This is a genomic window from Cytobacillus firmus, assembly GCF_023612095.1.
GTDB lineage: Bacteria > Bacillota > Bacilli > Bacillales > Cytobacillaceae > Cytobacillus.
Map to the genome: position 1 here is coordinate 4210941 of NZ_CP086235.1, position 11560 is coordinate 4222500.

General features: G+C 46.0%; 8 protein-coding genes, 2 rRNA genes, 2 pseudogenes and 1 riboswitch (1 of these 13 running past the window's edge). All 12 genes and pseudogenes read right to left on the minus strand.

Annotated elements, in window-relative coordinates; genetic code table 11:
• Positions 1 to 35: 35 nt before the first annotated feature.
• Positions 36 to 1433 carry an amidophosphoribosyltransferase gene (gene purF / locus LLY41_RS21430; RefSeq protein ID WP_095245427.1) on the minus strand — a complete coding sequence of 466 codons (1398 nt, stop codon included), beginning with the start codon at positions 1431 to 1433 and terminating at the stop codon, positions 36 to 38.
• Positions 1418 to 3634, minus strand: a complete 2217-nt coding sequence (purL, locus tag LLY41_RS21435; protein WP_304586559.1) for a phosphoribosylformylglycinamidine synthase subunit PurL — start codon at positions 3632 to 3634, stop codon at positions 1418 to 1420. Before purL ends, purF begins: the two co-directional genes overlap by 16 nt.
• A complete protein-coding gene (gene purQ, locus LLY41_RS21440) occupies positions 3618 to 4304 on the minus strand; it encodes a phosphoribosylformylglycinamidine synthase subunit PurQ (protein WP_304586560.1) in 687 nt (228 codons plus the stop codon). Before purQ ends, purL begins: the two co-directional genes overlap by 17 nt.
• Positions 4301 to 4554 (minus strand): annotated as a pseudogene (gene purS, locus LLY41_RS21445) (phosphoribosylformylglycinamidine synthase subunit PurS). The gene purQ and the pseudogene purS overlap by 4 nt, the downstream one beginning before the upstream one ends.
• Positions 4542 to 5267, minus strand: coding sequence for a phosphoribosylaminoimidazolesuccinocarboxamide synthase (gene purC / locus LLY41_RS21450; RefSeq protein ID WP_095245424.1), 726 nt, complete (start codon positions 5265 to 5267; stop codon positions 4542 to 4544). Before purC ends, purS begins: the two are co-directional and overlap by 13 nt.
• A gap of 104 nt (positions 5268 to 5371) precedes the next feature.
• Positions 5372 to 6664: an adenylosuccinate lyase gene (gene purB / locus LLY41_RS21455; RefSeq protein ID WP_304586561.1), complete on the minus strand. Its 1293-nt coding sequence runs from the start codon at positions 6662 to 6664 to the stop codon at positions 5372 to 5374.
• Between the two features lie 3 nt (positions 6665 to 6667).
• Positions 6668 to 7881 (minus strand): annotated as a pseudogene (gene purK / locus LLY41_RS21460) (5-(carboxyamino)imidazole ribonucleotide synthase).
• The gene (gene purE, locus LLY41_RS21465; RefSeq protein WP_304586562.1) at positions 7808 to 8296 is read right to left on the minus strand and encodes a 5-(carboxyamino)imidazole ribonucleotide mutase; all 489 of its coding nucleotides are present in this window, start codon (positions 8294 to 8296) and stop codon (positions 7808 to 7810) included. The pseudogene purK and the gene purE overlap by 74 nt, the downstream one beginning before the upstream one ends.
• Before the next feature lie 139 nt (positions 8297 to 8435).
• Positions 8436 to 8537: riboswitch (purine riboswitch) on the minus strand.
• Between the two features lie 88 nt (positions 8538 to 8625).
• Positions 8626 to 8832 (minus strand): NETI motif-containing protein, encoded by a 207-nt coding sequence (locus LLY41_RS21470; RefSeq protein ID WP_304586563.1) that lies wholly within the window; start codon positions 8830 to 8832, stop codon positions 8626 to 8628.
• Complete coding sequence (locus LLY41_RS21475) at positions 8829 to 9371, minus strand: DUF2179 domain-containing protein (RefSeq protein WP_304586564.1); 543 nt, start codon at positions 9369 to 9371, stop codon at positions 8829 to 8831. The genes LLY41_RS21470 and LLY41_RS21475 overlap by 4 nt, the downstream gene beginning before the upstream one ends.
• Before the next feature lie 512 nt (positions 9372 to 9883).
• Positions 9884 to 10000, minus strand: a 5S ribosomal RNA gene (gene rrf / locus LLY41_RS21480).
• Positions 10001 to 10080: 80 nt separating this feature from the next.
• Positions 10081 to 11560, minus strand: a 23S ribosomal RNA gene (locus LLY41_RS21485) (it continues 1456 nt past the right edge of the window).

Here is an 11560-nt window from a genome sequence, read left to right on the forward strand (position 1 = left end):
GCCGAAAAGAACAAAATACCGGCTGATTTTTATATTTACACCTTTTCATATGGGTGCAAAGTGCTCGGATAAATCTCCGTCGGGTACTGGCCTGTAAAGCATGCCAGGCATTGTCCGTCTTTTCGGCCGATTGCTTTGACCATACCCTCTGTACTTAAAAAGGTAAGTGTGTCCGCACCAATGATTTCTCTTATTTCCTCAACAGAATGATTGCCGGCAATCAGTTCTTCCTTTGTCGATGTATCGATCCCATAGAAGCATGGATTCTTAATCGGCGGTGAGCTGATCAACACATGCACCTCAGTCGCACCAGCTTCCTTCAGCATGGTAACGATCCGTCTGCTTGTTGTTCCGCGGACGATCGAGTCATCCACCATGATGACTCTCTTGCCTTCTACCACTCCGCGTACCGGAGACAGCTTCATTTTCACACCCTGCTCACGCAGCGACTGGGATGGCTGGATAAATGTGCGTCCCACATAGCGGTTTTTAATCAGGCCCATCTCGTATGGAATGCCCGACGCTTCAGCATAGCCAATCGCAACCGATATGCTGGAATCCGGCACTCCCGTAACAACATCACCTTCAATTGGCACTTCAAGAGCCAGCTGCTTTCCAAGGTTTTTCCGGGCTGTATGCACATTGATTCCGTTGATATTGCTGTCCGGACGGGAGAAATATACATATTCCATCGTGCACATGGCAATATTAGAGGCCATGGCAAACATCTCTGACCGGAATCCATTGTCGTCAATAATCAGCAGTTCTCCCGGAAGAATATCGCGGATATACTCTGCACCGACCACATCAAAAGCACAGGTTTCAGATGCAACCGCATAAGCATCACCAATTTTGCCAAGTGAGAGCGGCCTCATGCCGTTCGGGTCCAATGCAACCATCAGCTCTGTTTCGGTCATGATCAGAAAAGCATAAGCTCCTTTAATCATGGATAAAGCATTTTTGACACGGTCCTTAAGTGAAGAGAAGCCTGCACGCTTAATCAAGTGCGCCAGCACCTCTGTATCCGAGCTCGTTTGAAAAATGCTGCCCTGCCCTTCAAGCTGATGCTTCAAGGCAGTCGCATTCACCAGGTTTCCGTTATGGCAAAGAGCAAGACTGCCGCTTTGTGAGTTGAACAAGAGAGGCTGGACATTTTCATATCCGCCCCCGCCGGCAGTCGCATAGCGAACATGTCCGATCGCTGCTTTTCCTTCCAGCTCCTTCATGGCATCTGCTGTGAAAATTTCCGTTACAAGTCCTTCACCTTTCATGCCTTTCAGCTTTTTGCCATCGGTAACAACCATTCCTGTTCCTTCCTGGCCTCGGTGCTGCAGGCTGTGAAGCCCGTAATACGTGATTTGGGAGGCATCCTGATGCCCCCAGATTCCAAAAACACCGCACTCTTCATTCAATCCTCTTATTTCAGCAAGCATGGAATAGCTCCTTTCCAGGCCTGCTTTAGAACCTCAACCTGTTCGGCAAGCAGTAGGCCCTCTTCATTGGAGAGATATAGTACAGGTGCTTCTGTTACTTCACCAATTAGTGTCGCATCTACTAAATTTTCAAAAGCTTCCTGATCTTCTTTTTTTACAGATAGCAAGAAACGGGATTGTGATTCACTGAATAAAGCTGAAGTCGCATTTCCTGTTACCTTGATATCCGCTCCCAGACCTTTTGAACCGATCAGGCTTTCCGCAGCAGCTACAGCCAGCCCGCCTTCTGCCACATCATGGGCAGATGCTACAAGTCCCGAACGAATGGCTTTTAAAATTTGCTCCTGTGCCTTTTCCTCTTTTTCGAGATCAAGTGCAGGCGCTTTTCCGAAGATCTTTCCGTATGTCATCTTCTGCAGCTCACTGCCGCCGAATTCATCCTTTGTTTCGCCTACCAGATAAATTAAGTCCCCAGCTGCTTTAAAAGATTGTGTTGTCACATGGTCAATGTCTTCTACAAGCCCGACCATTCCGATGACAGGTGTCGGGTAGATCGCTGTTCCATTTGTTTCGTTATATAAAGAGACGTTTCCGCCGATAACTGGTGTATCCAATGTGCGGCATGCTTCACTGATTCCGTCTGCCGCTTTTTCAATCTGCCAGAAGATTTCAGGCTTCTCCGGATTTCCGAAGTTCAGATTATCCGTGATCGCCAATGGCTGACCGCCGGAGCAAATGATATTTCTTGCCGCTTCTGCAACAGCTATTTTTCCGCCTGTTTCAGGGTCAAGATACATATACCGTGAATTACAGTCTGTTGTCATAGCCAATCCTTTGCGGGTGCCGCGGATGCGGATGACAGCTGCATCTGATCCAGGTGCTACTACTGTATTGGTGCGAACCATATAGTCGTATTGGTCATAAACCCATTCCTTGCTGGCGATTGTCGGCTGCTGGAGAAGCTTTACCAATGTTTCTTTATAATCTTCAACCGCAGGAATTTCATTTTCCATCGCCTGGAATTCACGGAAATACTCAGGCTCGCTTGATGGCTTATGATAAACTGGCGCATCCTCTGCAAGTGCATCTACTGGAAGCTCTGCCACTACTTCCCCCTGATGAGTAAGGCGGAGCATTTTATCATCCGTTACCTTGCCGACAGAAACGGCTTCCAGGCCATATTTTGAAAATAAATCCACAATCTCCTGTTCGCGTCCTTTTTTCACGACAATCAGCATTCTCTCCTGAGACTCGGAAAGCATCATTTCATATGCTGTCATACCTGTTTCCCTTTGAGGAACAAGGTCAAGATTCATTTCAATCCCTGATCCCGCTTTGCTGGCCATTTCAGCAGAAGAGCTTGTCAAACCTGCAGCTCCCATATCCTGAATGCCGACTAGTGCGTCAGACTGTACCAGTTCAAGACATGCCTCCAGCAGAAGCTTTTCCATGAATGGATCGCCAACCTGTACCGCCGGGCGTTTTGATTCTGATTGGTCTGTCAGTTCTTCAGATGCAAAAGTAGCACCATGGATACCATCACGGCCCGTTTTCGCGCCAACATACATAACGGTGTTGCCTACTCCATGGGCCTGGCCTTTTTTAATGTCTTTATGGTCGATTAAGCCGACACACATCGCGTTAACAAGCGGATTTCCTTCATAGGAAGAATCAAACTGCACTTCTCCCCCAACTGTAGGAATGCCAATGCAGTTTCCGTAGCCCGCAATGCCTGCGACTACTTCTTTAAAAAGGTACCGTACACGAGGAGAATCCAATTCTCCAAAGCGTAAAGAGTTGAGGAGTGCGACCGGTCTTGCGCCCATTGAAAATACATCGCGGATAATCCCGCCGACACCTGTTGCTGCCCCCTGGTAAGGCTCGATTGCAGAAGGGTGATTGTGGCTTTCGATTTTAAACACAACTGCTTGCCCATCGCCGATATCAACAATTCCAGCTCCTTCCCCTGGTCCCTGAAGTACTTTCTCTCCTGTTGTCGGGAACTTGCTTAAAACGGGCTTTGAGTTTTTATAGCTGCAATGCTCTGACCACATAACCGAAAACAAACCGATTTCTGTGTAATTTGGCAAACGCCCGATAATCTTTTCAATCATCGCAAATTCGTCATCAGACAAACCCATTTCTTTGTATACCTTCTGTGCCTTTAACTGTTCCGGACTTGGCTCAAGCATTAACGACATATGCTTCCCTCCATTGTTTTACGATTGATTGAAAAAGTTTCAGGCCATCTGCTCCCCCTAAAAGCTCATCAACAGCTCTCTCAGGGTGCGGCATCATACCGAGCACATTTCCTTTTTCATTGACAATACCTGCAATGTTTTCCAGGCTGCCATTTGGATTTGTTTCATTATAAGTAAAGACAATCTGATTATTTGCCTTTAAAGCTGCAAGAGTTGCTTCATCACAATAATAGTTTCCTTCGCCATGAGCGATTGGAATATTAATTACTTCATCCTTCTCGTATGCAGATGAAAACATAGTTTCGTTGTTTTCAACCTTCAGCTCCACCGTACGGCAGATGAATTTCAGGCTGTCGTTTCTTCTCATTGCTCCCGGCAGAAGACCTGCTTCAAGCAGAATTTGAAAACCGTTGCAGACACCGAGAACCGGCTTGCCTTCCTCAGCCGCTTTCACTACTTCTTTCATGACATTGCTGAAGCGGGCAACAGCACCCGAACGAAGATAATCTCCGTAAGAAAAACCTCCTGGAAGAAGAATTCCGTCATATTCGTCTAAGCTTTCCGCGTCATGCCAGACATATTCGGCTTCCGCTCCAAGCTCATCCTTTACTGCATGGTACATATCGATGTCACAATTGGACCCTGGAAATACGATCACAGCGAACTTCACTGAGCAACAGCCTCCTCGATTTCAAAGCGGTAATCTTCAATCACAACGTTAGCCAATAAGCGCTCACACATTTCCTTCACAGCTTCTTCTACAGGACGGTCGCTTTTTTCCACTGTCAGCTCCATATATTTTCCTATGCGCACATCAGAAACTTCGCTGTAGTTCATGGAATGCAGAGAGTTTTTACAACTGTTCCTTGAGGATCTAGAACACTTTCTCTTAATGTGACGAAAACTTTTACTTTGTACATACTGTTTGGCCTCCCAGTCTCGCTAAAATATTTTCATATGCATCCGTTAAATTTCCAAGGTCCCTGCGGAAAACGTCTTTATCCAATTTTTCATTTGTTTCAATATCCCAAAGCCTGCAGGTATCTGGAGAAATCTCATCAGCCAGCAAAATTTGGCCTGATTCATCTTTACCAAACTCCAGCTTGAAATCTACTAGTTTAATGCCCAGGTCTTTGAAAAAATCTTTTAATACGGCATTAACCTGTAGTGCTTTTTCCTGTAAAAGGGCAACTTCCTGCTTATCAGCCAATTGAAGAACTTCAATATGATCTTCTGTCAGCAGCGGATCACCAAGCTCATCATCTTTGTAGTAGAACTCAACAATTGGTCTTGATAATTCTTTCCCTTCTTCAACTCCCAATCTCTTAGAAAAGCTCCCCGCCGCAACATTGCGGACCACTGTTTCGAGCGGAATGATATCCACTTTTTTCACAAGCTGTTCTGTCTCCGAAAGCTTTTTAATAAAATGTGAACCAATCCCCAGCTCCTGAAGCTTTGAAAATAGCAAACTGGTAATCTCATTATTCAGCCGGCCCTTGCCGCAGATGCTCGCTTTTTTCTCCCCATTAAAGGCTGTTGCAGAATCTTTATATTCAATCCAGACAATATTTTCATCGTTTGTCCTATATACCTTTTTGGCTTTGCCTTCGTATAACAATGCTCCTTTTTCCATTGCGGAGAGCCTCCCTTATTTAGATAGCGGACTTTATTAATAAGAAGATTGGGAATTTTCCCGATAATAAAGAGGTAAAGACTGCTCTTTACCTCTTTATTTTTTTATAAACCCAGACGGTCAAAAATGGTATCCACATGCTTGATGTGGTAGTTATAGTCAAAGCAGTCATCTATTTCTGCTTCGGATAGCTTTGATGAAATAGTTTCGTCCTGCTCAATAAGGCTGCGGAATTGTACCTGCTTTTCCCATGCTTCCATGGCTCGCGGCTGAACAGTGTCATATGCCTCTTCGCGAGTCATGCCCTTGTCAATCAAGGCTAGAAGAACACGCTGAGAGTAAATTAGCCCTAACGTACGGTCCATATTGCGTTTCATGTTTTCAGGGAAAACGGTTAAGTTCTTAACAATATTCCCAAAGCGGTTCAGCATATAGTTCAGCGCAATCGTTGCATCAGGCAGGATGATTCTTTCAGCTGATGAGTGGGAAATATCGCGCTCATGCCATAATGCCACATTTTCATACGCAGTCATCATATAACCGCGGATCACTCTTGCCATACCTGTCATATTTTCTGAACCAATTGGATTGCGTTTATGCGGCATGGCTGATGATCCCTTTTGGCCTTTCGCGAAAAACTCTTCCACTTCACGCGTTTCGCTTTTTTGCAGACCGCGGATCTCCGTCGCAAATTTTTCAATTGAAGTGGCTACAAGTGCAAGCGCACCCATATAATGTGCATGACGGTCACGCTGAAGTGTTTGCGTTGAAATTGGCGCTGGCTGGATGCCCAGCTTTTCACACACATATTTTTCAACGAACGGATCGATGTTTGCATATGTTCCAACGGCACCAGAGATTTTACCGAACTCTACACCAGCCGCTGCTTCTTTAAAGCGGTCAAGATTACGCTTCATTTCTTCATACCATAATGCAAGCTTTAAACCGAAAGTAGTTGGCTCAGCATGCACTCCGTGCGTACGGCCCATCATCACTGTATGTTTGTGTTCCTGTGCTTTGTTTTTCAGGATTTCCACAAAGCGTTCAATATCTTTTAGAAGAATGTCATTCGCCTGCTTGATTAAGTAAGAAAGCGCCGTGTCAACGACATCTGTTGACGTAAGCCCGTAGTGAACCCATTTGCGCTCCTCGCCAAGTGTTTCAGATACCGCCCGAGTAAAAGCAACAACATCATGTCGTGTTTCCTCTTCGATTTCTTTAATGCGGTCAATATTAAAAGAAGCATTCTCACGGATTTTCTGAACATCTTCTTTCGGAATATCTCCTAATTCAGCCCAGGCTTCACAGGCAAGAATTTCTACCTCAAGCCAAGCCTGAAAGCGGTTCTCTTCTGTCCAGATAGCTCCCATTTCCGGTCTCGTATAACGTTCAATCATGTTTTATCCTCCGATCTTTTCCTTCACAGGGGTCCAAATGCCGCTTTTTTCTGCTTCTTCAATTGCCTCTTCGGCTGAGTTCCGCAAAAGCGTGACATGGCCCATCTTGCGTTTATATTTGGCATCCTTTTTTCCGTACAAGTGTATCTTCCAGTCATCCAATTCAGGAATTTTCTCAATTAAAGGCTCCTGGTGCTCTCCTAGTATGTTTACCATAACAGCTGGTTTTAATAGCTCCGTACTGCCAAGCGGCCAATTGCAAACCGCACGGATGTGCTGTTCAAACTGGGAGGTTTCGCAAGCTTCAATGGAATAATGGCCTGAGTTATGCGGACGAGGCGCAAGCTCGTTAATGTAAATCTGACCGTCTTTTGTCAGAAACATTTCGACTGCCAATGTACCGACAAGGCTTAAAGCTTCTGCCAGCTGATTTGCTGCCTTTACTGCCCGTTCCTCAGCATCAGCTGTGATCATGGCCGGCACAATGGTCTGGTGCAGAATGTTTTCTTTATGAACATTTTCCCCGACTGGGAATACCGCTTTTTCCCCGAAATATTCCGACAGATAATAACCGATATTTCCTTTTCGAAAGCGATCCATTTTTCAAGGACACACTCGCCATTCTCTAGGAGCTGTGCAGCTTTCTTAATATCCTGCCCGCTCTTTATCACAACTTGCCCTTTTCCGTCATATCCGCCTCTGGAAGTCTTTAATACGGCTGGATAGCCAAGCTTTTCTATATTATCATAAATGCCTTTTTCAGTCGTAATGACCGCATATGGCGCTACCTCGCAGCCGGCTTTTTGGATGGCTGCTTTTTCCTTTGTCCGGTCCTGGGTAATCTCCAGCACCGTGCTCCCCTGGGGGACGTATGCATTTGCACATAGCCACTCAAGAGCTTCCGCACTGATATTTTCAAACTCATAAGTGACAACATCACTCACTTTTGCCAGCTCTTTTATAGAATCTAAATGTCCGTATTCGCCAATGATTTTAATATCCGCAACCTGGCCGCAGGGAGAATCTTCTGCCGGATCCAAAACGGCAATCCTGAAGCCATTTGCCTTGGCTGCCAGGGCCATCATTCTGCCAAGCTGCCCCCCGCCAATAATTCCAATTGTTTGTCCGGGTAAAATGGTTGTTTTAGACAAGTTCATCACTGCTTTCCAGTACTTCCTGTTTTGTTTTATCTCTTTTTGACTGAAGACGTTCTGCAATGGCTGTATCAAAAGCGCCAAGGATTTCTGCTGCCAGCAATCCGGCGTTAGTGGCTCCTGCTTTTCCAATCGCAACCGTTGCAACCGGAACGCCGCCGGGCATCTGAACAATGGACAGCAATGAATCCAGTCCGTTTAGAGCCTTTGATTGCACTGGTACTCCAATTACAGGAAGTGTCGTTTTCGCAGCTACCATTCCAGGCAGGTGCGCCGCTCCGCCTGCACCCGCAATAATAACCTTAATGCCTCTGTCCCTTGCCTGCTCAGCATATTCAAACATTAGGTCTGGAGTCCGATGGGCTGAAACAACCTTCTTTTCAAAAGAAATTTCAAGCTCTTCCAGAATTCCGCAAGCGTGCTTCATTGTCTCCCAATCTGATTTGCTTCCCATAATGACTGCGGCTTGTACGCTCATTCCATCTCCTCCAAATCGTCCAATATAAAAAACCCGCACAGACCCTTCTCTTATATGAGAGAAAGTAATCTGTCCGGGCTAAAAAGAACCGTTAAGGAAGAAACCTGCAAACGGCAGGGATCATTCCTTCTGCATGCCGGGCATATCATCTTTCCCTCATAGTCCGGCAATTTACGGTTGCCAGGTAGAAACTTATGGGCCCTATTCCCATTATTATACGAGGGGGTTATTCACGTTTTATTAACTACCACCATATTAACAACATACCTGATATTCTGTCAATTAAAAAATCGAACAATACTAAAAGTCAGACAATTATTGTTCGTGTTTTAACCATCTGCTCGTTTTGCCTCAAAAACAATTTGCCGGCCGGCCGGTTCATAATCGACTTTACTGCCTGTCTTAACTTCTTTAAAAATAGGCTTCTCAGTCCTTCTGACAGGTATATATCCAGCCTTTTTGATTCTTTCCAGGCATTGGTCAATCGTTTCATTTTCCTGGACTTCGAACGAAATTTTATTCTTGCCTTTGCTCATTGAGACAACTTTCCTCTCTTAACTGATTTTACCCAGAAGCCGCCATGAATCGTTTTTGGCTCATAAGCGATGATAAAGGCCTTAGGATCCAGCTCTTTAATCGTCTGATAAAGCTTCAGCTCATATTTTCTCGGTGTCAGGATCTGCAGGGCCATCCGATCGCCTTCAAGACCATTGGCAGCCCAGTTGGTTACGCCATACCCTTTTTCTCTTAAAGCTTTTGGCAGGTCTCTATCATATTCCTTTGTAATTACATTTACGGTAATATAGCCAAGAGCCAGCTTCTCTTCAATTTTCATGCCGACAATAACGCCGATTCCATAACCGACTGCATAAGCAATTAAATTTTGTATTTCATTCAGGTTATCCAGAACCAGCCCTAGTCCAATCACATAGATAACAACTTCGATGGTGCTTAAAAAAGCTGCCAGGTAACGCTGTCCCTTAAGCGTCAGAATCATCCTGATGGTAAAAAACGATACATATACGATATTAATAATCAAAATAATAGCGACCATAATAAAACTGTTTTCCAGCAATGCAAGTCCTCCTTCATAGGGGAACTAAGAGGCAAATGAGTGTCCTCTCCCCATTAAGTCACTATTGTACAAAAGAAATTGGCTTTTGATAACCTTTTTTCAAAAATTGATTCTTTGTGTATAGGTTATCCTTTTTGGAGTGGGATGAAACTGTTTATCTTTTAATGGGTTTTGTATGGAGGAATGAGGCTCGGACATTTTATCTGGCAGGTTTGGGAGTTTATCTAGCATGTTTGGGGTTTTATCTAACAAGTTCGAAAGTTTATCTAACAAGTTTTCATTTTTATCTAGCATGTTTTGGAACTTATCTTACATTTGGCAAAATTCATCTACATAAAGAACAGTTTTAACTTTTAAAACAGACGGCAGAATAAGGAGTGGCGCATATAATTTGATTCTGGTCGCATATAGCGTAGAAGTGAAGCATATATCTGCCAAAAAGGAAGAGTTCAACTGTTTCAGCTCCTATATTTACACACAAAAAAGAGCACCCATCAGGTGCTCTTTCATGTGCCCGGCAGCGTCCTACTCTCACAGGGGGACAGCCCCCAACTACCATCGGCGCTGAGAAGCTTAACTTCCGTGTTCGGTATGGGAACGGGTGTGACCTTCTCGCTATCGCCACCGGACTATTTGATTGAAGAAACTTCGTTCCCTCAAAACTAGATAATGTATGAAGAAGCATTTGCCGAGTAATAACCAATATAACTTGGTTAAGTCCTCGATCGATTAGTATCAGTCAGCTCCACATGTCGCCACGCTTCCACCTCTGACCTATCAACCTGATCATCTTTCAGGGATCTTACTAGCTTGACGCTATGGGAAATCTCATCTCGAGGGGGGCTTCATGCTTAGATGCTTTCAGCACTTATCCCTTCCGCACATAGCTACCCAGCGATGCCTTTGGCAAGACAACTGGTACACCAGCGGTGCGTCCATCCCGGTCCTCTCGTACTAAGGACAGCTCCTCTCAAATTTCCTGCGCCCACGACGGATAGGGACCGAACTGTCTCACGACGTTCTGAACCCAGCTCGCGTACCGCTTTAATGGGCGAACAGCCCAACCCTTGGGACCGACTACAGCCCCAGGATGCGATGAGCCGACATCGAGGTGCCAAACCTCCCCGTCGATGTGGACTCTTGGGGGAGATAAGCCTGTTATCCCCGGGGTAGCTTTTATCCGTTGAGCGATGGCCCTTCCATGCGGAACCACCGGATCACTAAGCCCGACTTTCGTCCCTGCTCGACTTGTAGGTCTCGCAGTCAAGCTCCCTTGTGCCTTTACACTCTGCGAATGATTTCCAACCATTCTGAGGGAACCTTTGGGCGCCTCCGTTACTTTTTAGGAGGCGACCGCCCCAGTCAAACTGCCCACCTGACACTGTCTCCCGCCCCGATCAGGGGCGCGGGTTAGAATTTCAATACAGCCAGGGTAGTATCCCACCGACGCCTCCACCGAAGCTAGCGCTCCGGCTTCTCAGGCTCCTACCTATCCTGTACAAGCTGTACCAAAATTCAATATCAGGCTACAGTAAAGCTCCACGGGGTCTTTCCGTCCTGTCGCGGGTAACCTGCATCTTCACAGGTACTATAATTTCACCGAGTCTCTCGTTGAGACAGTGCCCAGATCGTTACGCCTTTCGTGCGGGTCGGAACTTACCCGACAAGGAATTTCGCTACCTTAGGACCGTTATAGTTACGGCCGCCGTTTACTGGGGCTTCGATTCAAAGCTTCGCTTGCGCTAACCTCTCCTCTTAACCTTCCAGCACCGGGCAGGCGTCAGCCCCTATACTTCGCCTTGCGGCTTCGCAGAGACCTGTGTTTTTGCTAAACAGTCGCCTGGGCCTATTCACTGCGGCTCATCAGGGCTATTCACCCTAATGAGCACCCCTTCTCCCGAAGTTACGGGGTCATTTTGCCGAGTTCCTTAACGAGAGTTCTCTCGCTCACCTTAGGATTCTCTCCTCGCCTACCTGTGTCGGTTTGCGGTACGGGCACCTTTTCCCTCGCTAGAGGCTTTTCTTGGCAGTGTGGAATCAGGAACTTCGGTACTAAATTTCCCTCGCCGTCACAGCTCAGCCTGTATGGTAACGGGATTTGCCTCGTTACCGGCCTAACTGCTTGGACGCGCTAATCCAGCAGCGCGCTTACCCTATCCTCCTGCGTCCCCCCATTGCTCAAACGGTAA

Excerpts from the sequence above, each read along its gene's own strand:
- purC (WP_095245424.1), bottom strand. The coding sequence starts at position 5,267 with ATGGAAAAAGGAGCATTGTTATACGAAGGCAAAGCCAAAAAGGTATAT.
- purB (WP_304586561.1), bottom strand. The coding sequence starts at position 6,664 with ATGATTGAACGTTATACGAGACCGGAAATGGGAGCTATCTGGACAGAA.
- purL (WP_304586559.1), bottom strand. The coding sequence starts at position 3,634 with ATGTCGTTAATGCTTGAGCCAAGTCCGGAACAGTTAAAGGCACAGAAG.
- purE (WP_304586562.1), bottom strand. The coding sequence starts at position 8,296 with ATGAGCGTACAAGCCGCAGTCATTATGGGAAGCAAATCAGATTGGGAG.
- purF (WP_095245427.1), bottom strand. The coding sequence starts at position 1,433 with ATGCTTGCTGAAATAAGAGGATTGAATGAAGAGTGCGGTGTTTTTGGA.
- LLY41_RS21470 (WP_304586563.1), bottom strand. The coding sequence starts at position 8,832 with ATGAGCAAAGGCAAGAATAAAATTTCGTTCGAAGTCCAGGAAAATGAA.